The sequence below is a fragment of the Pseudomonas sp. Van50 genome, assembly GCF_055390755.1.
Map to the genome: position 1 here is coordinate 1,524,225 of NZ_AP024343.1, position 26,677 is coordinate 1,550,901.

Annotated in this window: 24 protein-coding genes; 5 read left to right on the plus strand and 19 right to left on the minus strand. The window is 61.7% G+C overall.

The window, feature by feature from the left end:
* Positions 1-57 precede the first annotated feature (57 nt).
* Positions 58-972, plus strand: coding sequence for a LysR family transcriptional regulator (locus tag ACZ5M5_RS06695; RefSeq protein WP_060738902.1), 915 nt, complete (start codon positions 58-60; stop codon positions 970-972).
* A gap of 122 nt (positions 973-1,094) precedes the next feature.
* Here the strand turns inward: ACZ5M5_RS06695 and ACZ5M5_RS06700 are convergent, their stop codons facing one another.
* The 9 genes from ACZ5M5_RS06700 to ACZ5M5_RS06740 all read right to left on the minus strand — a co-directional run bounded on the left by ACZ5M5_RS06700 (position 1,095) and on the right by ACZ5M5_RS06740 (position 8,803).
* Entirely contained in the window at positions 1,095-1,574 is a 480-nt protein-coding gene (locus tag ACZ5M5_RS06700) for a DoxX family protein (RefSeq protein ID WP_464738801.1), read from the minus strand.
* Entirely contained in the window at positions 1,571-2,329 is a 759-nt protein-coding gene (locus ACZ5M5_RS06705) for an HvfC/BufC N-terminal domain-containing protein (protein ID WP_060738900.1), read from the minus strand. Before ACZ5M5_RS06705 ends, ACZ5M5_RS06700 begins: the two co-directional genes overlap by 4 nt.
* On the minus strand, positions 2,326-3,195 hold the full coding sequence (gene bufB, locus ACZ5M5_RS06710) for an MNIO family bufferin maturase (RefSeq protein ID WP_103311246.1): 870 nt from the start codon (positions 3,193-3,195) through the stop codon (positions 2,326-2,328). Before bufB ends, ACZ5M5_RS06705 begins: the two co-directional genes overlap by 4 nt.
* Before the next feature lie 25 nt (positions 3,196-3,220).
* Positions 3,221-3,526 (minus strand): BufA1 family periplasmic bufferin-type metallophore, encoded by a 306-nt coding sequence (locus tag ACZ5M5_RS06715; protein WP_060738898.1) that lies wholly within the window; start codon positions 3,524-3,526, stop codon positions 3,221-3,223.
* Between the two features lie 276 nt (positions 3,527-3,802).
* Positions 3,803-4,504 carry an ABC transporter ATP-binding protein gene (locus ACZ5M5_RS06720; RefSeq protein WP_003184675.1) on the minus strand — a complete coding sequence of 234 codons (702 nt, stop codon included), beginning with the start codon at positions 4,502-4,504 and terminating at the stop codon, positions 3,803-3,805.
* On the minus strand, positions 4,505-5,272 hold the full coding sequence (livG, locus tag ACZ5M5_RS06725) for a high-affinity branched-chain amino acid ABC transporter ATP-binding protein LivG (RefSeq protein WP_060738896.1): 768 nt from the start codon (positions 5,270-5,272) through the stop codon (positions 4,505-4,507). It abuts the gene before it with no gap.
* Complete coding sequence (locus tag ACZ5M5_RS06730; RefSeq protein WP_060738895.1) at positions 5,269-6,525, minus strand: high-affinity branched-chain amino acid ABC transporter permease LivM; 1,257 nt, start codon at positions 6,523-6,525, stop codon at positions 5,269-5,271. Before ACZ5M5_RS06730 ends, livG begins: the two co-directional genes overlap by 4 nt.
* A complete protein-coding gene (gene livH / locus ACZ5M5_RS06735; protein WP_060738894.1) occupies positions 6,522-7,445 on the minus strand; it encodes a high-affinity branched-chain amino acid ABC transporter permease LivH in 924 nt (307 codons plus the stop codon). The genes ACZ5M5_RS06730 and livH overlap by 4 nt, the downstream gene beginning before the upstream one ends.
* A 230-nt stretch (positions 7,446-7,675) precedes the next feature.
* Entirely contained in the window at positions 7,676-8,803 is a 1,128-nt protein-coding gene (locus ACZ5M5_RS06740) for a branched-chain amino acid ABC transporter substrate-binding protein (protein WP_103308796.1), read from the minus strand.
* A 339-nt stretch (positions 8,804-9,142) separates the two neighbouring features.
* Here ACZ5M5_RS06740 and ACZ5M5_RS06745 point away from each other — a divergent pair, with 339 nt between their 5' ends.
* Positions 9,143-9,448: a DUF2288 domain-containing protein gene (locus ACZ5M5_RS06745; RefSeq protein ID WP_053119051.1), complete on the plus strand. Its 306-nt coding sequence runs from the start codon at positions 9,143-9,145 to the stop codon at positions 9,446-9,448.
* Positions 9,449-9,735: 287 nt separating this feature from the next.
* Here the strand turns inward: ACZ5M5_RS06745 and ACZ5M5_RS06750 are convergent, their stop codons facing one another.
* Positions 9,736-11,913: a hypothetical protein gene (locus tag ACZ5M5_RS06750; protein WP_060738892.1), complete on the minus strand. Its 2,178-nt coding sequence runs from the start codon at positions 11,911-11,913 to the stop codon at positions 9,736-9,738.
* A 359-nt stretch (positions 11,914-12,272) separates the two neighbouring features.
* On the opposite strand from ACZ5M5_RS06750, the gene ACZ5M5_RS06755 reads away from it, so the two are divergent.
* A complete protein-coding gene (locus ACZ5M5_RS06755; RefSeq protein ID WP_060738891.1) occupies positions 12,273-13,622 on the plus strand; it encodes a spinster family MFS transporter in 1,350 nt (449 codons plus the stop codon).
* A 133-nt stretch (positions 13,623-13,755) separates the two neighbouring features.
* Here the strand turns inward: ACZ5M5_RS06755 and ACZ5M5_RS06760 are convergent, their stop codons facing one another.
* Both ACZ5M5_RS06760 and pobA read right to left on the minus strand, forming a co-directional pair.
* Entirely contained in the window at positions 13,756-15,273 is a 1,518-nt protein-coding gene (locus tag ACZ5M5_RS06760) for an MDR family MFS transporter (protein WP_464738802.1), read from the minus strand.
* Between the two features lie 69 nt (positions 15,274-15,342).
* On the minus strand, positions 15,343-16,533 hold the full coding sequence (gene pobA, locus ACZ5M5_RS06765; RefSeq protein ID WP_060738889.1) for a 4-hydroxybenzoate 3-monooxygenase: 1,191 nt from the start codon (positions 16,531-16,533) through the stop codon (positions 15,343-15,345).
* Between the two features lie 175 nt (positions 16,534-16,708).
* On the opposite strand from pobA, the gene ACZ5M5_RS06770 reads away from it, so the two are divergent.
* Positions 16,709-17,602: a helix-turn-helix domain-containing protein gene (locus tag ACZ5M5_RS06770; protein ID WP_060738888.1), complete on the plus strand. Its 894-nt coding sequence runs from the start codon at positions 16,709-16,711 to the stop codon at positions 17,600-17,602.
* A 7-nt stretch (positions 17,603-17,609) separates the two neighbouring features.
* Here the strand turns inward: ACZ5M5_RS06770 and ACZ5M5_RS06775 are convergent, their stop codons facing one another.
* The 6 genes from ACZ5M5_RS06775 to arcD (ACZ5M5_RS06800) all read right to left on the minus strand — a co-directional run bounded on the left by ACZ5M5_RS06775 (position 17,610) and on the right by arcD (ACZ5M5_RS06800) (position 23,359).
* Positions 17,610-17,786 carry a hypothetical protein gene (locus tag ACZ5M5_RS06775; protein ID WP_162843733.1) on the minus strand — a complete coding sequence of 59 codons (177 nt, stop codon included), beginning with the start codon at positions 17,784-17,786 and terminating at the stop codon, positions 17,610-17,612.
* Between the two features lie 275 nt (positions 17,787-18,061).
* Entirely contained in the window at positions 18,062-18,421 is a 360-nt protein-coding gene (locus tag ACZ5M5_RS06780; protein ID WP_060738887.1) for a DUF5064 family protein, read from the minus strand.
* Positions 18,422-18,484: 63 nt separating this feature from the next.
* Complete coding sequence (gene arcC / locus ACZ5M5_RS06785; RefSeq protein ID WP_464738803.1) at positions 18,485-19,414, minus strand: carbamate kinase; 930 nt, start codon at positions 19,412-19,414, stop codon at positions 18,485-18,487.
* 148 nt (positions 19,415-19,562) lie between these two features.
* Positions 19,563-20,573: an ornithine carbamoyltransferase gene (locus ACZ5M5_RS06790; RefSeq protein WP_103308799.1), complete on the minus strand. Its 1,011-nt coding sequence runs from the start codon at positions 20,571-20,573 to the stop codon at positions 19,563-19,565.
* A 70-nt stretch (positions 20,574-20,643) separates the two neighbouring features.
* Positions 20,644-21,900, minus strand: a complete 1,257-nt coding sequence (arcA, locus tag ACZ5M5_RS06795) for an arginine deiminase (protein ID WP_060738884.1) — start codon at positions 21,898-21,900, stop codon at positions 20,644-20,646.
* A 31-nt stretch (positions 21,901-21,931) separates the two neighbouring features.
* On the minus strand, positions 21,932-23,359 hold the full coding sequence (gene arcD, locus ACZ5M5_RS06800) for an arginine-ornithine antiporter (RefSeq protein ID WP_060738883.1): 1,428 nt from the start codon (positions 23,357-23,359) through the stop codon (positions 21,932-21,934).
* Between the two features lie 391 nt (positions 23,360-23,750).
* On the opposite strand from arcD (ACZ5M5_RS06800), the gene arcD (ACZ5M5_RS06805) reads away from it, so the two are divergent.
* The gene (arcD, locus tag ACZ5M5_RS06805) at positions 23,751-25,178 is read left to right on the plus strand and encodes an arginine-ornithine antiporter (RefSeq protein ID WP_060738882.1); all 1,428 of its coding nucleotides are present in this window, start codon (positions 23,751-23,753) and stop codon (positions 25,176-25,178) included.
* A gap of 138 nt (positions 25,179-25,316) precedes the next feature.
* On the opposite strand, the gene ACZ5M5_RS06810 is transcribed toward arcD (ACZ5M5_RS06805), so the two are convergent.
* Positions 25,317-26,663: a CoA transferase gene (locus ACZ5M5_RS06810; RefSeq protein ID WP_464738804.1), complete on the minus strand. Its 1,347-nt coding sequence runs from the start codon at positions 26,661-26,663 to the stop codon at positions 25,317-25,319.
* Between the last annotated feature and the right edge of the window lie 14 nt (positions 26,664-26,677).

The following is a 26,677-nucleotide window of genomic DNA, read 5'->3' on the forward strand; positions in this document are numbered from 1 at the left end:
TTTCCAGTGATAATCGTGCTAATAGGCAACCTTTGGTTTTCATTTGGAAACAATCCAATGAGCGAAATGGATGACCTGGCGGCGTTCGCCGTGTTGATGGAGGCCGGCAGTTTTACCTTGGCGGCCCAGCAATTGGGGTGCAGCAAGGGCCAGTTGTCCAAGCGCATCAGCCTGTTGGAGAGCCGGTTTTCAGTGGTGTTGCTGCAACGCACCACACGGCGCTTGAGCCTCACGGCGGCAGGGGCGGCGCTGTTGCCTCAGGCCCAGGCGCTGCTGGTGCAGGTGGAAAGGGCGCGTCAGGCATTGGCTCGGTTGAAGGATGACATTTCCGGACCGGTGCGTATGACGGTTCCGGTTTCGTTGGGTGAAACCTTCTTCGAGGGCTTGCTGATGGAGTTCGCGCGCACGTACCCCAATGTGCAGATCGAACTGGAGCTCAACAACGGTTACCGTGACTTGAGCCGCGATGGTTTCGACCTGGCGATCCGTTCCGACGCCGCCATCGATGAGCGGCTGGTGGCCCGGCCATTGTTGGCGTGGCACGAAATGACCTGCGCCAGCCCGGCCTACCTCGAGCACTATGGCGAGCCTGAGACGCCCCAGGCCCTGGCCGAGCACCGCTGTTTGCTCAACAGCCACTACAGCGGCCGGGAAGAATGGCTTTACCACCAACAACACGAACTGTTGCGGGTCCGAGTGTCGGGGCCGTTCGCCAGCAATCACTACAGCCTGCTGAAAAAAGCCGCCCTGGCCGGTGCCGGAATCGCCCGGCTGCCGTCGTACCTGCTGCATGAAGCGTTGGCGGATGGACGCCTGCATTGGCTGCTGCGCGACTACCAGACCCGGCGCATGCCGATGTACCTGGTGCACCCGTACCAGGGTGGCCTGCCCAAGCGCACCCAGGTGCTGGCCGACTATTTGATCGACTGGTTCAAGCGCAGTGGCGAGGCGTTGGATCGGCTACAGCGATAACCCGGTCATTTGATATCCCTTGTGGGAGCGAGCTTGCTCGCGAAGGCGTTGGTACATCCGGTATTTGTGCAAGCTGACCCACCGCTATCGCGAGCAGGTTCGCTCCCACAGGGGATCTGTGTTCAGCCGTGGGCGTAACGCCTGGCTATCAGGTGATCGATCGACAACACCCCCGGTCCACGGGCCATCAGGTAGAGCAAGACCGCCGCCCAGGTGCCATGGGTCGGGTAGGCGTCCGGGTAGACGAACACCTGGATGGTCAAGGTCATCCCCAGCAAGGCCAGCGCTGAAAAGCGTGTCGCCAGGCCAAGCAGGATCATCACCGGGAAGACATGCTCGGCAGTGGCCGCCAGGTGCGCGGCCAGTTCCGGCGACAGCAGCGGCAGGGCGTATTCGCTTTTGAACAGTGGAATGGTCGAGTCTGCCAGTCGCGGCAGACCGATCTGGAAGGTGCCGTCGAACAGGTCGATGGCCAGTCCTTCGATTTTGGTCTGGCCGGATTTCCAGAACACGGCGGCAATCGAGAAGCGTGCGACGAAGGCGATCAGGCTGTGGGGGATTTTCTCCAGCCATTGAATGAAACTGGCAATCAGGGCGTTCATGGAGATACCTGTTCGGCTAGGAGATGGGTGATGGCCTGGTGGCGGATGAGCCCCGCCAGGGTGTGTTCCAGGTCAAGATCGATTGAGGCCTCGATGGCAGCCGTCAGGGAAAAGCCTTGTTGCAGGGCTGCGATGAACCCATGGGCAGCGCGACTGATCGCAAACACCTCCACCTCCAGGCCGTTGCGCAGCACCAAGGCGTTTTGCGCGGGAAACGTTTCGAACGGTACGGGCGCCTGGTGCTGATGGGCGGCCCAGATCGTCACCACGGCGTAGGGGGATTGCAGCAGCCGCAGTGACGGGTGAAGCCCGATCTTCAGGTGCCCCGTCAGCGTTGGGGATGACAGCGCTGCCACGATTCGTTCTTGCGCCATGGGCTTGGCGTCGGCGGCATGCCAGGCTTGCACATGCAGTCGCTCCAGCCGGGCGACGTCCGTCAGGTAAGGCACGCTGGCGGCGGGCTCGAAGTGTTCGATGAACTCGGCAAAGTCGCCCCCGTAGTCGTTCATCACCGGGCTGCGCGGCGGCGTCGATTGGACATAGACCCCGGCCATGGCCCGGAAGAATTCCTCGCCCACCAGTTGCACCACCACCGGGTAGTTGTCGGCGAGGGCGTTGATCAATGAGCAGAGCACGTTGTTGCGGTACACCGCGAAACGGCTTTCCGGGGCCGCCCCATTGGCGCTGACCAGGCCCGGCGGACACGCTTTGCGCGGGTCGAGCAGGGCGGCGGCAAATGCGTGCTGGTTGCTCATGGCCGGGCTCCGGCGGCGCTCAACAGTTGATCGGCCTGGCGTGCTTCGGCCAGCAGCACTTCCCATGCGGGGATGTGGTTGTCGCGCTCGATCAAGGTGGCGACTGGCCCGGTCCGCTCCAGTGCCTGGAGATACAGTTGCCAGACCGCGTGGTCGACGGGTGCTCCGTGATCGTCTATCAACAGGCGCTCGCCGAGGCTGTCGGAGTCTTCGGCGAAGCCGGCCAGGTGAATTTCGCCGGTCGCATGCAGAGGCAGGGCGTCGAGGTAGGCCAATGGATCGCGGCAATGGTTGATGCACGAAACGTAGACGTTGTTCACATCCAGCAGCAGGCCGCAGCCGGTGCGACGGATCACTTCGCTCATGAACTGTGGCTCGTCGAAGGTCGAGGTTTCAAAGGCCAGGTAGGTGGCCGGGTTTTCCAGTAACAGCGTGCGCTTGAGGCTGGACTGCACCTGGTCGACGTGTTCGCAGACCCGGTCGAGGGTTGCTTCGTCATAAGCCAGGGGGAGCAAGTCATTGAGGAACACCGGGCCGTGGCTGGACCAGGCCAGGTGTTCGGAAAAGGATTGGGGCTGATAGCGTTCGATCAAGGCGGCCAGGCGCTGCACATGCGTGACATCCAGCGGCCCCTCCCCACCGATCGACAGGCCGACGCCGTGCAACGACAGCGGATATTGTTCGCGTATCAGCCCCAGGAAGTGATGAAGCGGCCCGCCGGCCACCATGTAGTTTTCCGCGTGCACCTCGAAGAAACCCAGGTCCGGTCGGGTCTGGAGTACCTCACGAAAATGCGCACTCTTGAGCCCCAGCCCTGCCCTTGGCGGCAGCCGGCTATCGGTGGCGAGCGAAAGGGTATCCAACATGGTGGCAGGCCTCAGGCAGATGCGATCAGGACTTGGCTTTGAACGCTTCGAGCTGGCCGAAACCGGTGGGGGAGGTTTTGCTTTCCATGGTGGTGCAAGTGCCTTTCGGGACCGATTTCCAGGCGTTGGCCTGATAGTCCATTTTTGCGGTACCGGCGCAGGTGGTGCCGGCGCCGGCAGCGCAGTCGTTCTTGCCTTTGAGGGCGACGCCGAAGCATTTTTCCATGGTGTCGTCGGCTGCGTGAACGGTCGGGACGGCTGTCATGCTCAGGGCAGAACCCAGGGCGAGGACCAAGGCAGCGGCGGACAGGGTACGGGTCGAAGCAGTCATGGTGATTCTCCAGTCTTCAGGGAAATGAACCGGCGTTAGCGCCGGTCTGCTGAACTAGAGAAGGGCGGTGGGAAAGCGTTACAGCGGACTCTCGATTTTTTTATGCACTGCAAAACCCGTGGCGAGGGAGCTTGCTCCCGCTGGGCTGCGCAGCGGCCCCAAGATTTTGCGGTTGCTGCGCAACCGAGCGGGAGCAAGCTCCCTCGCCACAGGGGATTGCGGGCGGTCCGGGCAAAAAAAAACGGCCCGAAGGCCGTTTCTTTTACTGTGACAGACTCAACCGCCCAGATACGCCTCGCGCACTTTCGGGTCGGTCAGCAGGGCTTCGCCGGTGCCTTGCATCACCACCCGGCCGTTCTCCAGCACGTACGCCCGGTCGGCGATTTTCAGCGCCTGGTTGGCGTTCTGCTCCACCAGGAACACCGTCACGCCATCCTTGCGCAGTTGCTCGATGATGTCGAAGATCTGCTGGATGATGATCGGTGCCAGGCCCAGGGAAGGCTCGTCGAGCAGCAGCAGCTTGGGTTTGCTCATCAGCGCACGGCCGATGGCGAGCATTTGCTGTTCACCGCCGGACATGGTGCCGCCGCGCTGGGTAAAGCGTTCTTTCAGGCGTGGGAAAAGGTGCAGGACCTTGTCCATTTGTTCCTGATAGTCGCCCTTGTCGGTGAAAAATCCGCCCATGGCGAGGTTTTCTTCCACGGTCAGTCGGGCAAATACCCGACGGCCCTCAGGTACCACGGCGATGCTCTTGCGCATGATCCGCGCCGAGTCCTGGCCCACCAGTTCCTCACCCATGTAGCGGATGCTGCCGCTGTGGGCCTGGGGCGAACCGCAGAGCGTCATCAGCAGGGTGGATTTGCCGGCACCGTTGGCACCGATCAGCGTGACGATTTCGCCCTGGCGGACTTCGACGTTGACGCTGTGCAGGGCCTGGATCTTGCCGTAGAAGGTGGAAACGTTTTCGAACTGCAGCATTTACGCTTCCCCCAGGTAGGCTTTGATCACTTCAGGATTGTCGCGGATCTGTTCCGGCGTACCGTCGGCCAGGGGCGTGCCCTGGTTGATCACGACGATGTGGTCGGAAATGCTCATGACCAGCTTCATGTCGTGCTCGATCAGCAGCACGGTGACGTTGTGCTCCTCACGCAGCACGCCGATCAGGGCCTTCAGGTCTTCGGTTTCCTTCGGGTTCAGGCCGGCGGCCGGTTCGTCGAGCATGAGGATCCGCGGACGGGTCATCATGCAGCGGGCGATTTCCAGGCGCCGTTGCTGACCGTAGGCCAGGGTGCCGGCGGTACGGTTGGCGAACTCGGTGAGGTTGACCTTGTCCAGCCAGTACTCGGCGTACTCCATGGCCTCGCGTTCGCTTTTGCGGAACGCCGGGGTCTTGAACAGGCCGGCAAAGAAGTTGGTGTTCAAATGACGATGCTGGGCGATCAACAGGTTCTCGACCGCCGTCATGTCCTTGAACAGCCGCACGTTCTGGAAGGTACGCACCACACCCTTGCGGGCGATGTGGTGGCCGGGCAGGCCCTGGATCGGCTCGCCGTCCAGCAGGATGGTGCCGCCGGTGGGCTGGTAGAAGCCGGTCAGGCAGTTGAACACGGTGGTCTTGCCCGCGCCGTTCGGCCCGATCAGGGCAACCACTTGCTTCTCTTTCACGGTCAGGGCCACGCCGTTGACCGCCAGCAAACCGCCGAAGCGCATGCTCAAGTTTTCGACTTTCAGGATCTCGCGGCTCATTTGCGCAGCTCCATGTGGGGGCGTTGCATAGGCAGCAGACCTTGAGGACGCCAGATCATCATCAGCACCATCAAGGCGCCGAACATCAACATGCGGTATTCGCTGAATTCACGCATCATTTCCGGCAGCAGGATCATCACGATCGCCGCCAGGATCACGCCCAACTGCGAGCCCATCCCGCCCAGCACCACGATGGCGAGGATGATCGCCGACTCGATGAAGGTGAAGGATTCCGGCGTCACCAGGCCTTGGCGCGCGGCGAAGAAGCTGCCGGCAAAACCGGCGAACGCAGCGCCGAGGGTAAAGGCCGACAGTTTGATCACGGTTGGGTTGAGACCCAGGGCACGGCAGGCGATTTCGTCTTCACGCAGTGCCTCCCAGGCGCGGCCGATCGGCATGCGCAGCAGGCGGTTGATGACGAACAGCGCGGCCAGGGCCAGCAGCAGGGCAACCAGGTAGAGGAAGATCACCTTGTTGATCGAGTTGTATTCCAGGCCGAAGTACTCGTGGAAGGTCTGCAGGCCTTCGGCGGCTTTACGTTCGAAGGTCAGGCCGAAGAACGTCGGTTTCTCGATGTTGCTGATGCCGTTCGGGCCACCGGTGATGTCGGTCAGGTTGCGCAGGAACAGGCGGATGATCTCGCCAAAACCCAGGGTCACGATCGCCAGGTAGTCGCCGCGCAAGCGCAGGACCGGGAAACCCAGCAGGAAACCGAAGGTGGCGGCCATCATCCCGGCGATGGGCAGGCAGATCCAGAAGCTCAGGCCGAAGTAGTGGGACAGCAGCGCGTAGCTGTAGGCGCCGACGGCGTAGAAACCGACGTAACCCAGGTCCAGCAGGCCGGCCAGGCCTACGACGATGTTCAGGCCCAGGCCCAGCATCACGTAGATCAGGATCAGCGTGGCGATGTCCACCGCGCCGCGAGAGCCGAAGAACGGCCACACCAGGGCCACGACGATTAGGCCCAGCACGATCCAGCGCTGGGTGCTCGGCAGGGTCAGGAAGTGGCTGGCCTTGGCCGGGATCACCGGCAGGCCGGGCGAAGACTTCCACGCCGCGCTGATCTGTGTGCTGAACAGCACGCGCACGAACATCAGCAGCGAGCACACGGCGATGGTCGCCAGGATCGCCGGGCTGGTGCCGTGCACTTCCAGGTTGATGCCGACGATGGTCAGTTTAAGACCCAGTACCGGGTAGGCCACGGCCCAGACCAGCAGGGCGCTGAAAAGCGCCGATTTGAGATGCCTAGTCATACTTTCTCAACCTCCGGGCGGCCCAGGATGCCGGTCGGCCGGAATAACAGAACCAGAACCAACAAGCCGAACGCCACGACGTCCTTGTACTGGTCGCCGAAGATATCGGCGCCAAAGGCTTCCGCCACGCCCAGCACCAACCCGCCGAGCATCGCCCCGGGGATGCTGCCGATGCCGCCCAGTACCGCGGCGGTGAAGGCCTTCAGGCCCACGAGGAAGCCGGCGTTGGGGTTGATCACGCCGTATTGCATGCTCAACAGCACCGCGGCGATGGCCGCCAGGGCCGCACCGATGACGAAGGTCAGGGCGATGATGTTGTTGGTGTTGATGCCCAGCAGGTTGGCCATCTTGATGTCCTCGGCACAGGCGCGGCAGGCGCGGCCGAGGCGGGAACGGGAGATGAACAGCGTCAGGCCGAGCATGGCGACCAAGGTCACCACGAACACCACGATTTGCATGTAGGAAATCAGCACTTCATGTGCCCCGCCTGGCCCGATGGCAAAGTTGCCCGGGATCAGGTTGGGAATGGATTTGTCCTTGGAGTCTTGCGAAAGCAGTACCGTGTTCTGCAGGAAGATCGACATGCCGATGGCGGAGATCAGCGGGATCAGACGGTTGCTGCCGCGCAGGGGGCGGTAGGCGATCCGTTCGATGCTGTAGCCATAGGAGCTGGTGACGACGATGCTCGCGAGAAACGCCGCGGTCATCAACAGCGGGACACTGTCGAGTCCCATCATGCTCAGCCCGGCGATGGCGATGAACGCCACGTAGGAGCCGATCATGTACACCTCGCCGTGGGCGAAGTTGATCATTCCAATGATGCCGTAGACCATCGTATAGCCGATGGCGATCAGGGCATACGTGCTGCCAACGGTCAGGCCGTTAACCAGCTGCTGGAAGAAGTGATAGATGTCAGGCATTACAGCGCTCCTAAAAACCTGATACGCATTTCACTGGTGGAGTCATTTTCCCGCCCGGGCCCCGTGGATCTGCATCCACTTCGAACACGAGGTTTGCCAGCGAACCGCTGATGACGGTTTTGAGATTTTCAGGTGGGGAGGCTGGCGGATCACGCCAGCGCGGCCCAATACATTTAAAACAAAGCCCACGGCACGCCGTGGGCTTTATTGGCAGTCAGTCCGGCCAGGCCTTACTGAGGCGAAGCTTCGGTTTTAGGTTTGCCGAAGTGCCACTCGTAGACCACGAACTTGAAGTCCTTCAGGTCGCCTTTGGCGTCAAAGCTCAGGTCACCGGTAGGGGTCTTGAAGGTGCCGGCGTGGATGGCTTCAGCCACTTTGCCTGCGTCTTCACTCTTGGCAGCCTTGATGGCGTCAGCGATCACGGTCACTGCGGAGTAGGACGGGAACACGAACGGACCGCTCGGGTCTTCTTTCTTGGCCTTGAACGCGTCAGCCAGGGCAACGTTGGCCGGATCCTGGTCGAAGGATTTCGGCAGGGTCACCAGCAGGCCTTCGGAGGATTCCTTGGCGATTTGCGAGATGGAGTCGTTACCCACGCCTTCCGGACCCATGAACTTGGCCTTCAGGCCTTTTTCCTGGGATTGACGCAGGATCAGGCCCAGCTCCGGGTGGTAGCCGCCGTAGTAGACGAAGTCGACGTTGGCTTGCTTGAGCTTGGCGATCATCGAGGAGAAGTCTTTGTCGCCGGCGTTCACGCCTTCGAAGACGGCCACTTTCACGCCTTTGCCTTCGAGGGTTTTCTTCACGGCGCTGGCGATGCCTTCACCGTACTGCTGCTTGTCGTGCAGGACCGCAACGATCTTCGGCTTGACGTGGTCGGCGATGTAGTTGCCGGCCGCAGGGCCTTGGGCGCTGTCCAGGCCGATGGTGCGGAAGATCATCTTGTAGCCGCGAGCGGTGATGTCCGGGCTGGTGGCCGCCGGGGTGATCATGACCACGCCTTCGTCTTCGTAGATGTCGGAAGCTGGCTGGGTGGAGCTGGAGCACAGGTGGCCGACCACGAACTTGACGCCGTCGTTGACGACTTTGTTCGCGACCGCGACCGCTTGTTTTGGATCACAGGCGTCATCGTACTCGACGGCGACGAGCTGCTTGCCGTCGACGCCGCCCTTGGCGTTGATCTGTTCGATGGCCATTTTCGCGCCACTGAACTGCATGTCGCCGTATTGGGCTACAGGGCCGGTCTTCGGGCCGGCGATGCCGATCTTGATGGTGTCGGCGGCAAACGAATGGCTGGCAACCCCGGCCAGAACCATAGCGGCAAACAGTTTGGAAATCTGCTTAGTAGCCTTAGTCATAGTGCTCCACTCATGCTGTTGTAGTTTTTATAGTCCTGGCGCCGTAGCAGCAGAACCGGGTCAGATATCTTGGATACCCTCGCGGAAAATGCCCCGGCAACTGTACCGGTACAGTGTAGAGCGCCCATTGTTGGCAAGGGAAGCTGGCGCTTGGGGGCAAAACCTGGGGGTGTCGCTTAATTGAAAGAAAAAGACAGAATAGCGGCGGGGGTTGTCCGGTCGTTTCGGCAATCCTTGGCTTTCCTGCGCTTTTCAATCGGTACCGCAATTTGCTACCGGGTTTTTCTGCCAGACCACCGACGTTATCATTCGCGCCGATTTCTTTTCCGGACAGGTCCCATGAATCAAGAACCTAGCACCCTCTATGCCAAGCTGCTTGGAGAAACCGCATCCATCACCTGGAAAGAGCTGGAGCCGTTCTTTGCCAAGGGTGCCCTATTGTGGGTCGATCCGGCACTGGATTTGATCGCCGCCGCCGAGGCCGTCGCCCAGGACGAAGGTACCAAAGTCGCCGCCTGGCTGGCCGCCGACCAGCTCGCCAAGCTGTCTGAAACGCGGGCGCTGGATTTTCTGGAGCGCGATCCGCAGCTTTGGGCGGTGGTGGTTTCGCCGTGGATTATGATCCAGGAAAGGGCGTCGAATTGATTGGTGCACCAAGTTGGTTCGTGTTTTTGCGTTTGAAAAAGTGTGTAGGTGAGTAGCGTGATGGCACCCTGCCGTGGCGAAACGCCACAGGGCAGGGTGACGTATACGTAACGGGAACAGTTCATGGAGCAGCCTTTGGGCTGCTCAATTGTTTCTGGATGTTGTTCAGGTGCAGGATTCAGGACCGCTATCGCGAGCAAGCTCGCTCCCACAGTGGGCCTGTGTACACAAACCCTTGTGGCAGCGAGCTTGCTCGCGATCGAGGCGACGCGGTCCCTGCACCAGCCTCAGTAAGTCCTGCCAGTATGGTTATTGAGGGAAATAACCTTGGTCTTGCCAATGCGGTGACGGTAGATCTCGCGCAGGTACTTGATGGATTTCTTCACGCAGTCGCGGGACAGGCGGATGTCGTTGATCGAGACGAACTTGTCCTTGTCATTGATCAGCTCGCGGTACTTCTTCTCGTACATCGGCTTGATCGCGTACCAGTTGGTGTCGAGGATCTTCGCCGGGTTTTCGAATTCGTTGAGCAGGTCGTCGATGCGTGCTTCGTCGAAGTCTTCATTGATGATGAAGTCCAGGATCGAGTTGTCCAGGGTTTCGTCGAAACGGTACGGGGTGCGGGCGAAGCAGCGTTTGATGAAGGCGACGATCAAGGTCAGGAAATCATCCGACAGGCACGGGCTCTTGGCGATCAGGGTGGTCAGCGACAGGTTCGCCGAGGCGCCGATCACCAACGCGTAACGCTTGAGCGTGGTGTTGGGGAACAGGCTGTTGAGGTGGGTCTTGAGCCGGTTCAGGTCCATGTAGGACAGCTTGTAGTCCTTGGGCAAGGAGACGATGGACACCACCGACGAGCAGTTCTTGAAGAAGTGCAGGTCATGCAGGGCCGCGGCGTCGTAGCCGGAATTCTTGTATTGCTCCAGGGAGGCGCGGTAGCGCTTGGATTCGATCGGCAACAGGCTGATGCCTTCGATGGCCTGGGTGACTTTGTTGAAGTGCGGCAGGTCGATGGAACGGAAGAACAGGTCGTCGATGTTCAGGCGCGGCGGCTCTTTCTCGAACACCTTGAACTTGTCGCCGCTCGGCACCGGGGTTTCCGGGACGACAGACTCGGCGTAGGCGATTGCCACCGGGCCGGCCAGGCTCATGAACAGGTCGTTGGCGTCCAGGCGAATGGTTTCGCCGATGTCGATGCCGGCACGGCGGAAGTAGTTCTGGTCGTAGTCGGTGGTGACGGCCTGGGCCGTCAGGATGTTGAAGATCTGCTGGGAGATGTACTGGTTGGCATGCTTCTCCATGGCATTGACATCAATGTTCTGGATGTTGCCGTCATCGCTTTCTTCGGCGTAGCGCATGATGTCGTTGGAGATCAGCATCATCGCGTTCCACGGCCGGATACGGCCCATCACGCTGGCTTCGCTGCTGTCTTCGTTGGCGAAGTTGTACGAGAAATCCCATTCTTCCGACAGGTACTTGCACAGCAGGCGTCCGGCGTTGATGTGCAAGGCTTCGGACATTTCGCTGCGGTGGTCGGAAATGTTCGGCAGCACGCAGATGCCGCTGGTGAAGATCGGCTCGAAGACGAAGGAGTGGCCGCTCTTGCTGTCGTGTTCGTCCATCGGCTTGGTGTCGAACGTCTTGTTCATGTACGAGTACTGCTGGGCCAGGCCGAACTCCGAGGCCATGCCCGAGCCGGTACCGCCGCCGGCGCTGAAGATCGAGAAGTACAGGCGCGACTGGTTGGCCTTGATGCCGCAGCTGTCGATCAGGTACGAGTGGATCATTTTCCAGTCGGGGCTGGAGAAGCGCTGGGTGTCCTTGTTCAGGATGATCTTGGCCAGGTACTGGCCCAGGATCGGCGCGTTACCGGCACCACCGGCGTGGACTTCCGACAGGTCCATGATTTTCATTTTGCTGTAGTCGCGCAAGAAGCCGCTTTTTTCGCCCTTGCGCGAGAAACGGATGCGCCCGGCGATGTCCTTGTCCAGGTCGCCGAGCATCACCAGCGGCTCTACCAGGAACACCGGCTTGCTGGCCTTGCTGGTGCCCAGGCGCAGGTTGTTGCGGATCCATTGTGCGGGGCTGTAGCCCTTGTCGCTGTAGCCTTTGTCTTCGGCGTTGAATTCGTTGAGGTAGAACTTGCGGGCGTTGTACACCAGCTCGGCCACGTCCAGGGCGATGTTGGAGCCGCAGCGACCCAGGCCGATCAGGCACACCGACGGGAACTCCTGCTGGGCGCGGTCGTATTCGTCGTCCACCAGGTGCGGCGGGCGCGGGAACACGGTGTCACGCAGGCCGTCGAGGTTATCGAGGATACGGTCGGTGTTGGTTTCGGTGAAATACAGATACTGCTGGGTCGACAGAGGGCGCGGGGGGCTCGACGGCTTCGAGACTTCCGGGCCGTTGGCGGCCGGGCTCAAGGTCAGATCGGATACCGCAGTGGCTGTTTTTTTTGAGGTCATTGTGCGCCATGTGCCTGAACTGGTGGCTCGACGAATGCGATCATCGAACGCTCGCGGATGGGAGTTCGCGCCTGGATAAACGCGAAAATCGGTCCAAGCGGTCAGGGCTACGGCCTGAGCAGCGCTCGGGATAATCTTTTCCTGATCACGTTGAATCGGCCACCGGACTTCGATCTTTAACCAGCAAAAGGCAAAATGATGGCAATTGTTACAGGAGTTTGATCGGCATCAAGAAATACGCCGCGTCCCATGGGCGGGTATCAGCCTTGCGAATGATTGGAGACAGCTCCCGTGCCGCTGTCTAGATTGCATATCCAGGCCACGGACCGTTGGCCCATAACAATAAAAGAGACGGACCCATGCAGAACTCGACCCAAGCGGCGAATGCCTGGCGCATTCTGTTCCTGTTGTTCCTGGCCAACCTGTTCAATTTCTTCGACCGCACCATCCCGGCGATCATCATCGAGCCGATCCGCATGGAGTGGAGCCTCAGCGACTTCCAGATCGGCATCATCGGCACCGCTTTCACCATCGTTTATGCCATCGCCGGCTTGCCGCTGGGGCGCATGGCCGATACCGGTTCGCGCAGCAAGTTGATGGGCTGGGGCCTGGCGGCCTGGAGCGGACTGACGGCGGTGAACGGCCTGGTGGGCAGTTTCTGGGCGTTCCTGGTGGTGCGCATGGGCGTCGGTATCGGCGAGGCCAGCTACGCACCCGCCGCCAACTCACTGATTGGCGATCTGTTCCCGGCGCACCGTCGGGCTCGGGCGATGGGCATCTTCATGCTCGGCCTGCCCCTGGGCCTGCTGCTGGCGTTTTTCACCATTGGCGCGATGGTCAAGGCGTTCGACAGCTGGCGTGCGCCGTTCTTCATCGCGGCGGTGCCGGGGCTGGTGCTGGCGGTGTTCATGTTTTTCATCAAGGAGCCCAAGCGCGGCGCGGCGGAAACCGTGCAGGTCTCCCAGGAAAAAATCGACAAGCCGGTTCGCCGGGTGCTGGCGATTCCCACCTTCCTATGGCTGGTGCTGGCGGGGCTGTGCTTCAACTTCGCCACCTATGCCTGCAACTCCTTCCTGGTGCCAATGCTGCAACGTTATTTCCTGATGCCGCTGCACGAGGCGGCCGTGGCCACCGGGATCATGGTGGGCGTGACGGGGTTGTTCGGGCTCACCCTGGGCGGCTGGGTCGCGGACAAGATCCACCAGCGCGTGCCCAACGGCCGCCTGCTGTTTGCCGCGTTCAGCCTGGCGATCTCGACGGTCACCACGGCGTGGGCCCTGCATGCCGGACGCATTGAAATCGGCGTGTTCGTGGCGGTGTTCAGCGTGGGTTGGCTGTTTGCCTATAACTTTTACACCTGCGTCTACACCGCGATCCAGGACGTGGTGGAGCCACGCCTGCGCGCCACGGCGATGGCGTTGTACTTTGCCGGGCTGTATTTGCTCGGCGGCGGCCTGGGGCCGGTGGTGGTGGGCGGCTTGTCCGACTACTTCGCCCGTACGGCCATGGCCAGCGCGGGTGTCGACCAGATGACCGAAGCATTCAAGGCCATCGGCCTGCACGATGCGATGTACCTGATCCCGGTGGCGCTGCTGTTGACCATGGTGTTCCTGTTCCTGGCGTCACGCTGCTTCGTGCGCGATGCCAAGCGGATGAAGGACGGGATGAGCGCGCAGGTGATGTCGCAGGGTGTCGCGGCGACGGCTTGATAGCATTTGTGCGAGCAAGGCTTGTGTGGGAGCAAGGCTTGCCCGCGATGAAGGCGATGCGGTCTTTCAAAAAACCGAGGTGCCTGTTTCGCGAGCAAGCTTTGCTCCCACAATCCTTCTTCACCGATACAGGTTACCCAGCCTTTTCATCCCGCCCACGCAGCAAGCGATTGGGCATCGCCACCGCGGCCGCCAGCCCCAACAGCGATACCGCCGCGCTGATCAACAGCAAATGCCGGAATGTCGCCTGCAATGCCTGGCGCAAGGCGTTCTGGGCTTCGCCCGGGGCGGCGTTGAGGCCGTCCAGCAAGACGTTGCCGGCATGTCCTTCACCGATCAGCGACGCGCCGGCGAGTTGGGCCAGGCTTGAATCCTGCAGCAAGGCCAGCAGCAAGGCCGACATCAACGCCACGCCCACTGCGCCGCCAAGGGAACGGAACAGGTTGGTGGTGCTGGTGGCGACACCGATATCCGCTTGTTGTACCGAGTTCTGCGAACCCACCAGCGACGTGGGGAACTGCATGCCGGAGGCGATGCCGCTGAGCAGCATGAACAGGCTGCTGAGCCAGAACGCGTCAGGCGCAGTGAAGGCCATGCCGAGGATGGCGAAGGGAAAGAGCAGGGCACCGCTCAGGATCATCGGTTTGTAGCGCCCCGTGACCGAGGTCCGGCGGCCGGCGAAATACGCACCGATCGGCAGCCCTATCGCCAGCGGCAACAAGTGCAACGCCGCACTGTCGGCACCGGCGCCGGTCACGCTCTGGAAGCGCAACGGCACCAGCACCGTCAGGGAAATCGCCTGGAAACTGGTGAAGAACACCGTGCACCAGCACAGCACCGCGCTGCGGTTGGCGAACAGGTGCATCGGCAGCAACGGTTCCCGCGCCCGGCGCTCGTACCAGGAGAACGTCCCCAGGGCTATCCCCGCGCAACCCAGCAACCCCAGCACTTCACGGCTGTGCCAGGCATGGCCCTGGCCGACCTCGGTGATCCCCAGCAGCAACGCCGTCAGGCCAATGATCAGCAACACGGTGCCCAGGTAATCGATGATCGGCGTGCGTTGCGGTACTGGCAGCCCCACCAGGGTGCGTCGGGCCACCCACCAGGCCGTGAGGCCCAGCGGCAGGTTGATCCAGAACACCCAGCGCCACGACAAGTATTCGGTCATGTAGCCACCGAGCACCGGCCCGGCCACGCTGGCCACCGCGTACATGCTGCTGAAATACCCTTGGTAGCGCCCCCGTTCGCGGGGCGGGATGATGTCGCCGATGATCGCCTGGCTCACCGAAATCATCCCGCCGGCACCGATGCCCTGGACGATCCGCGCCAGCACCAGTTGCTCCATGTTTTGCGCCAGGCCACAGAACAGCGAGGCCAGGGTGAACAGGCCCATGCCGAACAGCATCAGCGGCCGGCGTCCGTAGAGGTCACCGAGCTTGCCGTAGATGGGCACCGCCACGGTCATGGCGACCATGTAGCCGGAAATCACCCAGGCCAGCAGGCTGACGTCGGCAAATTGTGCGGAAATGGCCGGCATCGAGACGGCGACGATGGTCTGGTCCAGCGCACCCAGGAAAATCGCCAGCATCAGGGCCACCAGCACGCTGCGGATGGCCGGTTTCGGGGCTTGGAGTGTATTGAGCTGAGTCACGGCAGAACCTGCGGGCATTGCGCCGAAGAGGCGAATGGGACGGAGCCCGCAGTTTAAGTCGGTAGGCGGCTATTCGATAGCCTCGTAAGGAAGTCCAACGTAATTTTCCGCAATGGTTTTTCGGCCGGCCTCGGAGTCGAGGAAGTACTCGAGCTCGGCTTCGCTGATGCGCTGGTTGAAGGCATCGTCGTCGAAGCGGTGCAGCATCGAAGTCATCCACCACGAGAACCGTTCGGCTTTCCAGACGCGCCGCAGGCAGATGGCCGAATACTGCTCCAGCAAGTCCACACGGCCGTCGCGATAGACCTTGAGCAGGATGTTGAACAACGTACTGACATCGCTGGCGGCCAGGTTCAGCCCCTTGGCCCCGGTCGGTGGGACGATGTGCGCCGCGTCGCCCACCAGGAACATCCGCCCGTACTGCATCGGCTCGACCACGAAGCTGCGCAGCGGCGCGATGCTTTTCTCGATGGACGGGCCGGTCACCAGGGCTTCGGCCAGGTCGGTGGGCAGGCGGTTTTTCAGTTCATGCCAGAAACGCTCGTCCGGCCAGTCGGCCACTTGTTCCTCGGCAGGGACTTGCAGGTAGTAACGGGTGCGGGTCTTGGAGCGCATGCTGCACAGGGCAAAGCCGCGGGCGTGCCGAGCGTAGACCAACTCTTCGTGAACCGGCGGGGTGTCGGCCAGCACGCCGAGCCAGCCAAATGGGTAGACGCGTTCGAAGACCTTGAGTTTTTCCGCCGGAATGGACTGTCGCGCCACGCCGTGGAAACCGTCGCAACCGGCAATGTAGTCGCAGTCCAGGCGCAAGGTTTGCCCTTCATGCTCGAAGGTCACGAAAGGGTGCTCGGTTTGCATGTCGTGGGGCTGGGCGTTGCTGGCCAGGTACAACGTGCGGGCGCCGGCGGCTTCGCGGGCGGCCATCAGGTCACGGGTCACTTCGGTCTGGCCGTAGACCATGACGTTTTTACCGCCAGTCAGGCCCTTGAGGTCGATGTGCACCCGCCGATCGTTGAGCACCAGTTCAAAGCCGTCATGGGGCAGGCCTTCGGCGTCCATGCGTTGGCCGACGCCAGCCTGGCGCAGCAGTTCGACCATGCCTTGCTCCAGTACACCGGCGCGGATGCGGCCCAGTACATAGTCCGGGGTCTGGCGTTCGAGGATGACAGTGTCGATGCCGGCGTTGTGCAGCAATTGGCCGAGCAGCAGGCCAGAGGGGCCGGCGCCGATAATAGCGACTTGGGTCTTGAGGGTTTTCATTGTTCTTATGACTCGCACGAAGCACGCGACCAGGGTCGGTGTTGATTATTAGAAATCGAGTGCCTACATTTTTCGCTTGCGGACCTGTCAGTTGAAGGGGAAAACTGAGCCGATACCTGTACTTTCTGCCAATTGGTGCGATTATCGCCCGCAACCCCAGGCCCGGATCCACGTTATGAAAAAACCTGACCTGCCTTCGATCCCGGTGTTCAAGCTCTATGGTGAGAGCCAGGAATGGCCGACCCCGGACCTGCTGCACTGCGAAACCATCTCCAAGCGCAGCCGCGAGCATCATTGGGAAATCAAACCCCATCGGCATGCCGATCTGTGTCAGTTGTTGTTTGTCTTCAAGGGCCAGGCGGAACTGGAAATCGAAGGCCGGCGCACGCAGCTCACCGAGCCGGCGGTGCAGATCCTGCCGCCGCTGTCGGTCCATGGCTTTCGTTTTTCCGAGGATGTGGAAGGTTACGTGGTGACCCTGGCGGCGCCGCTGGTCACGCACCTGCAAACGCAACTGGGGCATTCGGTCAATGTGCTGGCCCAGGCCGAAAGCTACCCGGCCCTCGAGAATGCCGAGTACCTCAACAGCCTGTTCAGCGCCCTGCAGAATGAATACATGGGGCATCAGCCGGCTCGGGAAATGCTGATGCATGCGCTGGTCAGCGTGATCATGGTCTGGGTCAGCCGCCAGGTGATGCAGCGACACACCCAGGCCCAGCGCCCGCAACGGGCCCGGGAATACCTCAACGGGTTCATTCAGTTGGTGGAAGAAACCTATCGCGAGCACGTCAAGGTCGAAGACCTGGCCCATCGCCTGGGCATTTCCGTGTCGCACCTCAACGGCACCTGCCGGGAACTGGCGGGGCAACCGGCGTTGCAGATCATGCACGAGCGCCAGTTGTTGGAAGCCAAGCGCCTGCTGACCTACACCGGCATGACCATCTACGAGATTTCCGAACTGCTCGGTTTTTCCGACCCGACCAACTTCACCCGGCTGTTCCGCCGGCGCGTCGGCATCTCGCCCAAGGCGTTCCGGGACCGGCTCAAGACCGATCAACAGGACGACTGACCACGCCTCAGCGCAGGGCGTTCAGGGTTGCGCTGTGGGGGATGCAGCGTTCGAAGTTGCAGCTGGCGTATTCACGGGGCAGTTGCCTGGCCTGCTCGACCCGGTAGGCCGCAGTGCCATACAGCGCAAGCGTGGCGGCGCAGGTGACGAAAATGGCGAGGCGTCTTCTTGTTTTGATGTTCATGGCGGTGACCTCTGAACGAATACCCGGGGGTACTACTTTCAGCATAGGTCAGCCGTGGCGGGTTGCCAGCCAGGCCGGTATCGCATGTAACTCGATATTCAGAACGCTGATGCCCCTGTGTGGAGCGAGCTTGTGGGAGCAAGGCCTGTGGGAGCAAGGCTTGCCCGCGATGGCATCGCCTCGGTTTATCCGCTACACCGAGGTGTCTGCATCGCGGGCAAGCCTTGCTCCCACAGATCAGTTCCACAGGGGATTGGGGTGGTCTTTTAACCGGGTTATGCCAGGTGTTCCGGCTTCATCGGATCGCCCGGCTTGACGTCCAGTTGCTTGCGCACGTCTTCGAACATTTTGTCGTAGTACTCGTGCATCGAGCCGATGCTGGCGGTCTTGGGCAGGCCATATTTCCGCGCAATGCGCGTGGCGTAGCGGGCGAAATCGAAGGCCTGGTCCTTGGCCAGGAAGAATGTCTCGTCCAGTGATTTGTCTTCGACGGTGCCATGCACCCGGAATGACATGCCCGTGCCTTCCTTGCCGTCCTGGTCGACCTTATAGTCGATGCACAGGTTGTAGCTGAAATCTTCCTTGGTCAGCGCGTGGCGCTCCATGTGCAGGTGACCGGGTTCGAACATGGCCATAAACGACTCTCCTCAAGGGCGTGGGTGTAGGGCAGACCCCGGATCCGCCCTGCAAGTTTCCTGTTATCGAAAAGTGATGCCCGCCGTGGCCGTGCTGATGCGAGTGCCGGCCTGGCCCTGGACGATAGCATCGATGTCCGACAGCGACCCGATCACCGCGACCTTGCCCGTGTTGCGCGCGAACTCGCAGGCGGCCTGCACCTTCGGCCCCATGGAGCCGGCGGCGAAACCGAGCCGTTCCAGTTCGTCGGGGTGGGCCTGGGCGATGGCTTTCTGGGTCGGCTTGCCGAAGTCGATGAACGCGGCGTTGACGTCGGTGGCGATCACCAGCAGATCGCTTTCCAGCTGTTCGGCCAGCAGCGCCGAGCACAGGTCCTTGTCGATCACCGCTTCCACGCCCTGCAGCTTGCCGTCGGTGTCGTACATCGTCGGAATGCCACCACCGCCGGCGCAGATCACGATGCTGCCTTTTTCCAGCAGCCATTTGATCGGGCGGATCTCGAAGATGCGCTTGGGCCGTGGGCTGGCGACCACCCGGCGGAACTTGTCGCCGTCCGGGGCGATGGCCCAGCCTTTCTCGGCAGCGAGTCGTTCCGCGTCCGCTTTGCTGTAGACCGGGCCGATGGGCTTGGTAGGGTTCTGGAAGGCCGGGTCGTTGCCATCCACTTCGACCTGGGTCAGCAGCGTGGCGAAGGGGACTTCGAAGTCCAGCAGATTGCCCAGTTCCTGTTCGATGATGTAGCCGATCATGCCTTCGGTTTCGGCGCCGAGCACGTCCAGCGGATACGGCGTGACCGCGGTGTAGGCCGCCGCCTGCAACGACAGCAGGCCGACCTGCGGGCCGTTGCCGTGGGCGATGACCAGTTGGTTGCCGGGGTGGATCTTGGCGATCTGTTCGGTCGCGGTGCGGATGTTGCTACGTTGGTTGGCAGCGGTCAGGGGTTCACCCCGACGCAGGAGGGCGTTACCGCCCAGGGCAACGACGATGCGCATGGTGCTGTCCTTCTAAAAAATGGACGAACAACGCGGTCCTTGGTGGGAGCGAGCTTGCTCGCGATAGCGGTGTGTCAGTCGACATCAATGTTGCCTGTTCCTGCGCCATCGCGAGCAAGCTCGCTCCCACAAGGGAACTGCGTTGGTTTCAGATATCCGCCAGCGCCGACACCAGGATCGCCTTGATGGTGTGCATGCGATTCTCCGCCTGCTCGAAGGCGATGTTGGCCGGGGACTCGAACACCTCCTCGGTCACTTCCACGCCATTGGCCAGGTTCGGATAGCGGGCGGCGATGTCCTTGCCGACCTTGGTTTCGCTGTTGTGGAACGCCGGCAGGCAATGCATGAATTTCACCCGTGGGTTGCCCGAGGCTTTCATCATTTGCGCGTTGACCTGGTAAGGCAGCAACTGCTCGATGCGTTCATCCCAGGCTTCCACCGGTTCGCCCATGGACACCCAGATATCGGTGTGGATGAAGTCCACGCCCTTGACCGCTTCTTTCGGATCCTCGGTGATGGTGATGCGCCCGCCGCTCTCGACGGCGAAGGCCTGGCACTGGTCGATGAAATCCTGATGCGGCCACAGGGCTTTCGGCGCGCCGATGCGCACGTCCATGCCCAGTTTGGCGCCGATCATCAGCAGCGAATTGCCCATGTTGTAGCGGGCATCGCCCAGGTAGGCGTAGCTGATGTCATGCAACGGCTTGTCGCTGTGCTCGCGCATGGTCAGGGTGTCGGCGATCATCTGGGTGGGGTGGAATTCGGCGGTCAGGCCGTTGAACACCGGCACGCCGGCGAACTTGGCCAGCTCCTCGACGATCTCCTGTTCGAAGCCCCGGTACTCGATGGCGTCGAACATCCGCCCCAGGACCCGGGCGGTGTCTTTCATGCTTTCCTTGTGGCCGATCTGCGACGACACCGGGTCGATGTAGGTGACGTGGGCGCCCTGGTCATGGGCCGCGACTTCGAAGGCGCAGCGGGTGCGGGTCGAGGTTTTCTCGAAGATCAGCGCGATGTTCTTGCCCTTGAGGTGCGGCTGTTCGGTGCCGGTGTACTTGGCACGCTTGAGGTCGCGGGACAGGTCCAGCAGGTAGTGCAGCTCGCGGTTGGTGTGGTGCATCAAGCTCAGCAGGCTGCGGTTGCGCATGTTGAAAGCCATGATATGGATCTCCTTGGGTTTCGGTTATCCCCTGGGCTGCGTTCGATAAACACTGGCCCAGGCTCAAAGGTCAGTAGTCGATCGGGTCGCGGATGATCGGGCAGGTCATGCAGTGGCCACCGCCGCGGCCACGGCCCAGCTCGCTGGCGCTGATGGTGATGACTTCCACCCCGGCCTTGCGCAGCAGGGTATTGGTGTAGGTGTTGCGGTCGTAGCCGATCACCACGCCCGGCTCCACGGCCACCACGTTGTTGCCGTCGTCCCATTGTTCACGCTCGGCGGCGAAGCTGTTGCCGCCGGTTTCCACCACGCGCAAGGCCGGCAGCTTGAGGGCAGCGGCCACGGTGTCGAGGAAGCTGCCTTCTTCGCGGCGCACATCGATGCCGCCGGGCTTGCTCTCGTCAGGGCGCAGGGAGAAGGCGACGATCTGGCTCACCACTTCCGGGAAAACCGTGACCAGGTCGCGGTCGCAGAAACTGAAGACGGTGTCCAGGTGCATGGCGGCGCGGGACTTCGGCAGGCCGGCGACGATGACCCGCTCCACGGCCTTGTGCTTGAACAGGTTCAGTGCCAGTTGGCCGATGGCCTGGCGGGACGAGCGCTCGCCCATGCCAATCAACACTACGCCGTTGCCAATGGGCATCACGTCGCCGCCTTCGAGGGTGGCGTTGCCATGCTCTTGGTCCGGGTCGCCGTACCAGATCTGGAAGTCAGCCTGGGTAAACTCGGGGTGGAATTTATAGATGGCGCTGGCGAGCAGGGTTTCCTGGCGCCGCGCCGGCCAGTACATCGGGTTCAGGGTCACGCCGCCGTAGATCCAGCAGGTGGTGTCGCGGGTGAACTGGGTATTGGGCAGCGGCGGCAGGATGAAGCTGGAGTGCCCGAGGAAGTCGCGGAACATCTGGATGGTCTTGCCACCGAAGCTGTCCGGCAGGTCGTCGGCCGAGACGCCGCCAATCAGGAACTCGGCGATATGGCGTGGCTCCAGGCTGCGCAACCAGGAACCGACTTCATTCACCAGGCCCAGGCCCACCGAGTTGGCGGTGATCTTGCGCTGCAGGATCCAGTCCAGGGCTTCGGGGATGGCGACGATGTCGGTCAGCAGGTTGTGCATTTCCAGCACGTCGATGCCACGCTCGCGCATCTTGGTGACGAAATCGAAATGGTCGCGTTTGGCCTGGTTGACCCAGATCACGTCGTCGAACAGCAGCTCGTCGCAGTTGTTCGGGGTCAAGCGTTGATGGGCCAGGCCTGGGGAACACACCATGACTTTACGTAATTTACCGGCTTCGGAATGAACGCCGTACTTCACTTTTTCCGTGGTCATTACAAATCCTCCCGTTAAAACAATCAGCCAGCTACAAGGTCAGGAAGCCGTCGTAGAGCCCATAGGCGGCCACCAGGGCGCCTGCGATCACTGCGGCGAAAATCAGCTTCTCGACAGAGGTGAAAACCGGTTTGCCCAACTCGTGCTTGGCCTTGGCGAACAGAATCGCGCCGGGGGCATAGAGCAGGGCGGAGAGCAGCAGGTACTTGATCCCGCCGGCATACAGCAGCCACACCGCGTAGATCAGGGCGATGGCGCCGATGAGCAGATCCTTGCGCCGTTCGGCCGCGAAGCCTTCGTAGGTCTCGCCGCGCACCGCCAGCAGCACGGCATAGGCCGCCGACCACAGGTACGGCACCAGGATCATCGAGGTGGCGAGGTAGATCAGTGACAGGTAAGTGCTGGCCGAGAACAGCGTGATGACCAAAAACAGCTGGACCATCGCGTTGGTCAGCCACAGGGCGTTGGCCGGTACGTGGTTGGCGTTCTCCCGGCGCAGGAACTCGGGCATGGTGTGGTCTTTGGCGGCGGCGAACATGATCTCGGCGCACAGCAGCACCCAGGACAGCAGGGCGCCAAGCAGCGAGATGATCAGGCCGACGCTGATCAGCACCGCGCCCCAGTGGCCCACGACATGCTCCAGCACGGCGGCCATGGACGGGTTCTGCAGCTTGGCCAGTTCAGGTTGGGTCATGATGCCCAGTGACAGCACGTTGACCAGCACCAGGAACAGCAGCACGGTGATGAAACCGATGACCGTGGCCTTGCCGACGTCGGAGCGTTTCTCGGCCCGTGCGGAGAAGATGCTGGCGCCCTCGATGCCGATGAACACCCACACGGTGACCAGCATCATCTTGCGCACCTGGTTCATCACGCTGCCCAGGTCCGGGTTTTTCACGCCCCAGATGTCGGCGGTGAAGATGTCGAGCCTGAAGGCGAACACTGCGATCAACACGAACAGCAGCAACGGCACGACCTTGGCGATGGTGGTCACCAGGTTGATGAACGCCGCTTCCTTGATGCCGCGCAGCACCAGGAAATGCACCGCCCACAGCAATACCGAGGCGCCGATCACCGCGGCAACGGTGTTGCCTTCACCGAAAATCGGGAAGAAGTAGCCCAGGGTGCTGAACAGCAATACGAAGTAGCCGACGTTGCCCAGCCAGGCGCTGATCCAGTAGCCCCACGCGGAAGAGAAACCCATGTAGTCGCCGAACCCGGCCTTGGCGTAGACATACACGCCGCCATCCAGGTCGGGCTTGCGATTGGCGAGGGTCTGAAAGACAAAAGCGAGGGTCAGCATGCCGACGGCGGTAATGGCCCAGCCAATCAGTACCGCACCGACATCCGCGCTGGCGGCCATGTTTTGTGGCAGGGAAAATATCCCGCCGCCGATCATGGAGCCGACAACCAGGGCAACTAACGCACCCAATCGAAGTTTTCCGGGGGTATCAGACATTTGCGAGACTCCAATGCAGGAGAAGAGAGTCGACAGAATAAGTCGGTTTGAAAGTTGAATACCTGATCTGGATCAGTGCATGACAACATTCCATTGTTAATGAAGGAGTTGAGTGCTTTCCTTCACGTCCATAAGTTGCCAGGAGGCCCGTTTTAGAGGCTTCGGCAAGGTGTGGCGAGGCGGGTTTCATCCCGTAGGATTATTCACGCTAGTTGATTTTTTCTGGATCGCAACTATTTTGTAGGTTGTTTTCATGACAGAAATAATCGTCTGGCGTGGTCTTTCTTATTGCTGTCCTGGACAGTGGTCGGATTAATAATCCCTCGGACTTTGCGCGCGTGACGTTATTCAAAAACGTTATGTCGCATTATTTACTTAATGAGCGAGAAAGATGCCGCAGCCGATTGAAAAGTTACGACTCGGTGCGCTGGTGGCGCTGGTGGTGGGGTCGATGATCGGTGGCGGGATCTTTTCCCTGCCGCAGAACATGGCGGCCCGGGCCGACGTTGGAGCGGTGCTGATCGGTTGGGCCATTACCGCCGTCGGCATGCTGACCCTGGCCTTCGTGTTCCAGACCCTGGCCAATCGCAAGCCGGAACTGGACTCGGGTGTCTATGCCTACGCCAAGGCCGGTTTCGGCGACTACATGGGTTTCTCTTCCGCGTGGGGCTACTGGATCAGTGCCTGGATGGGCAACGTCGGCTACTTCGTATTGCTGTTCAGCACCCTGGGGTATTTTTTCCCGGTGTTCGGCCAAGGCAACACGCCGGTGGCCATCGCCTGTGCATCGTTGCTGCTGTGGGCGGTGCATTTCCTGGTGCTGCGCGGCATCAAGGAAGCAGCGTTCATCAACCTGGTGACCACCATCGCCAAAGTGGTGCCATTGGTGATGTTCATTGTCATCGCCGCGGTGGCGTTCAAGGCCGAGGTGTTCACCCGGGACATCTGGGGCGAGATGAACCCGGACCTGGGTAGCGTGATGGACCAGGTGCGCCACATGATGCTGGTCACGGTGTTCGTGTTCATTGGCATCGAAGGCGCCAGTGTCTATTCGGCGCGGGCGGAAAAACGCGCGGATGTCGGGCGGGCGACAGTGATCGGCTTCCTCGGGGTCCTGGCGCTGCTGGTACTGGTGAACGTGTTGTCCCTGGGGATCATGACCCAGCCTGTACTGGCGCAACTGCAGAACCCCTCCCTGGCCGGTGTCCTGGAGCATATCGTCGGGCCTTGGGGCGCGTTGTTGATCAGCCTCGGCCTGGCGGTGTCGTTGTTGGGCGCGCTATTGTCCTGGGCGCTGTTGTGCGCCGAAATTCTCTATGCCACCGCCAGGGACAAGACGATGCCGGCGTTCCTGACCAAGGAAAACGCCAACCGTGCGCCGGTCAACGCGTTGTGGCTGACCAATGGCATGATCCAGTTGTTTTTGCTGATTACCCTGTTTTCCGCGGGCACCTATACCAGCCTGATCTACCTCGCGTCATCGATGATCCTGGTGCCGTACCTGTGGTCGGCAGCCTATGCGGTGTTGCTTTGCGCACGGGGCGAAACCTATGGACAAGCCTCGGCCCGGCGCATGAAGGACCTGTGTATCGGTGGCGTTGCGCTGTGCTATGCGGTGTGGTTGCTGTATGCCGGCGGCGTGAAGTACCTGCTGCTGTCGGCGCTGTTGTATGCGCCGGGGGTGATCCTGTTTGCCCAGGCCAAGCGCGAGCAGCGCCAACCCTTGTTCACCCATGTGGAAAAAGGCGTCTTTGCCTGCGTGATGTCCGGGGCGGGCTTGGCGGCGTATGGGTTGTACAGTGGGTTTTTGGCGTTGTGAGGCTTACCGGGAGGTTGAGGTGACGCCTTGGCGAGAGGGTTATGTGGGAGCAAAGCTTGCTCGCGAAACAGGCGCCTCGATTTCTGAGAGACTGCGGCGCTTCCATCGCGGGCAAGCCTTGCTCCCACATCAATCCCCTTACCACTGCGGGCGATGGGCGCCCAGTTCTGCCGCTGGCAAGGTCCATTGCAACGGCGTCCCGGTGATTTTCAACGGCACCTGCAAGCGATGGGCTGGCCCCCATGGCGTTTGTTCGACCACCAGGCCCTGATCATCCTTGTCCTCGGCGCGCAATGGGGTCGGGTCCCCTGGGCCACGCTCGATCAACAGCTTCGCCGTGCGCGCCAGTGACAAGCGAGCCGAGCCGCCGTGCCCCCTCTCCAGGCGCCGGGTTAACAACACCAGGGCACTGGCCGCCATCAGGTAGCCGGTGCCGTGGTCCAGTGCCTGCACCGGCAGCGGTGTCGGTTTGTCAGTATGTTTCCAACCCATGCCGGCTTCGGCAATGCCGCTGCTCATCTGCACCAGGCTGTCGAAGCCACGGCGGTGCTGCCACGGGCCGCTCCAGCCATAGGCGTTGAGACTCACATCGATCAGCCCCGGGGCGATTTGCTGGCGTTGCTCGGCGCCATAGCCCAGGCGTTCGAGAGCGTCGGCGCGATAGCCATGCAGGAGGATGTCGGTGTCCTTGAGCAGCGCCTCGAACGCTGCGCGGTCGTCGGGCCGATGCAAGTCGAGGCGGGCGCAGCGTTTGCCCAGGGTGACTTCCGGGACCACGCCGGGTTCGTTCCAGGTCGGCGGGTCGATGCGCAGCACGTCGGCCCCCAGGCCTGCGAGGAAGCGGCTGGCGACGGGGCCGGCCAGCACGCGGGTCAGGTCCAACACCTTGAGGCCCGCCAGTGGCTGGGTCACGGAGCCGAGCCAGGGCTTGCGCTGTTCTGCAGTCGTTTCACTCAGATGCACCAGCGGTTCGGCATTCACCGCCATGCCTTGGGGATGGGCCTGCCAGGACTGCCACGAGCGCATCTCGGCGGCGCAACCGCCGGCGTCGACCACGGCCTGTTCCAGCTCGGCCTTGTTCCAACGGGCCACCCTCGCCGCCATGTCGGCGCGGTCGGTGCAGGTGCCGAGGACTTTTTCCGCGGCCAGGCGATGATGCGGTGCGTTGGTGTGCAGGCGAATCCAGCCGTCGGCGCAGGCGTAGTCACCGGCCACCGGGTCCCACATCGGCGGCACGCTCCAGCCGATGGGGCGAAGGGACGTGGAGAACCAGAACGACGCCAGGCGCCGGTCGACCTCGACGGGCGGAAGGCGGCCGGTTTGCTGGTGGATGAGCGCGGCGGTCGCCTGGCCCGCCACGGCGATGCTGGCGCTGGCCAACTCCGTGACGGCGAAGGCCGAGGGCGGGGCGCCTTCGCCGCTGAAGGTGATTGGGGTCGTGGGCAAGCCGAGTGCGGTTTGCATGGACGTGAGCAGATCTGACATCGAAAGCCCTCCAG

Excerpts from the sequence above, each read along its gene's own strand:
- ACZ5M5_RS06695 (WP_060738902.1), top strand. The coding sequence starts at position 58 with ATGAGCGAAATGGATGACCTGGCGGCGTTCGCCGTGTTGATGGAGGCC.
- ACZ5M5_RS06700 (WP_464738801.1), bottom strand. The coding sequence starts at position 1,574 with ATGAACGCCCTGATTGCCAGTTTCATTCAATGGCTGGAGAAAATCCCC.
- ACZ5M5_RS06705 (WP_060738900.1), bottom strand. The coding sequence starts at position 2,329 with ATGAGCAACCAGCACGCATTTGCCGCCGCCCTGCTCGACCCGCGCAAA.
- bufB (WP_103311246.1), bottom strand. The coding sequence starts at position 3,195 with ATGTTGGATACCCTTTCGCTCGCCACCGATAGCCGGCTGCCGCCAAGG.
- ACZ5M5_RS06715 (WP_060738898.1), bottom strand. The coding sequence starts at position 3,526 with ATGACTGCTTCGACCCGTACCCTGTCCGCCGCTGCCTTGGTCCTCGCC.
- ACZ5M5_RS06720 (WP_003184675.1), bottom strand. The coding sequence starts at position 4,504 with ATGCTGCAGTTCGAAAACGTTTCCACCTTCTACGGCAAGATCCAGGCC.
- livG (WP_060738896.1), bottom strand. The coding sequence starts at position 5,272 with ATGAGCCGCGAGATCCTGAAAGTCGAAAACTTGAGCATGCGCTTCGGC.
- ACZ5M5_RS06730 (WP_060738895.1), bottom strand. The coding sequence starts at position 6,525 with ATGACTAGGCATCTCAAATCGGCGCTTTTCAGCGCCCTGCTGGTCTGG.
- livH (WP_060738894.1), bottom strand. The coding sequence starts at position 7,445 with ATGCCTGACATCTATCACTTCTTCCAGCAGCTGGTTAACGGCCTGACC.
- ACZ5M5_RS06740 (WP_103308796.1), bottom strand. The coding sequence starts at position 8,803 with ATGACTAAGGCTACTAAGCAGATTTCCAAACTGTTTGCCGCTATGGTT.
- ACZ5M5_RS06745 (WP_053119051.1), top strand. The coding sequence starts at position 9,143 with ATGAATCAAGAACCTAGCACCCTCTATGCCAAGCTGCTTGGAGAAACC.
- ACZ5M5_RS06750 (WP_060738892.1), bottom strand. The coding sequence starts at position 11,913 with ATGACCTCAAAAAAAACAGCCACTGCGGTATCCGATCTGACCTTGAGC.
- ACZ5M5_RS06755 (WP_060738891.1), top strand. The coding sequence starts at position 12,273 with ATGCAGAACTCGACCCAAGCGGCGAATGCCTGGCGCATTCTGTTCCTG.
- pobA (WP_060738889.1), bottom strand. The coding sequence starts at position 16,533 with ATGAAAACCCTCAAGACCCAAGTCGCTATTATCGGCGCCGGCCCCTCT.
- ACZ5M5_RS06770 (WP_060738888.1), top strand. The coding sequence starts at position 16,709 with ATGAAAAAACCTGACCTGCCTTCGATCCCGGTGTTCAAGCTCTATGGT.
- ACZ5M5_RS06775 (WP_162843733.1), bottom strand. The coding sequence starts at position 17,786 with ATGAACATCAAAACAAGAAGACGCCTCGCCATTTTCGTCACCTGCGCC.
- ACZ5M5_RS06780 (WP_060738887.1), bottom strand. The coding sequence starts at position 18,421 with ATGGCCATGTTCGAACCCGGTCACCTGCACATGGAGCGCCACGCGCTG.
- arcC (WP_464738803.1), bottom strand. The coding sequence starts at position 19,414 with ATGCGCATCGTCGTTGCCCTGGGCGGTAACGCCCTCCTGCGTCGGGGT.
- ACZ5M5_RS06790 (WP_103308799.1), bottom strand. The coding sequence starts at position 20,573 with ATGGCTTTCAACATGCGCAACCGCAGCCTGCTGAGCTTGATGCACCAC.
- arcA (WP_060738884.1), bottom strand. The coding sequence starts at position 21,900 with ATGACCACGGAAAAAGTGAAGTACGGCGTTCATTCCGAAGCCGGTAAA.
- arcD (WP_060738883.1), bottom strand. The coding sequence starts at position 23,359 with ATGTCTGATACCCCCGGAAAACTTCGATTGGGTGCGTTAGTTGCCCTG.
- arcD (WP_060738882.1), top strand. The coding sequence starts at position 23,751 with ATGCCGCAGCCGATTGAAAAGTTACGACTCGGTGCGCTGGTGGCGCTG.
- ACZ5M5_RS06810 (WP_464738804.1), bottom strand. The coding sequence starts at position 26,663 with ATGTCAGATCTGCTCACGTCCATGCAAACCGCACTCGGCTTGCCCACG.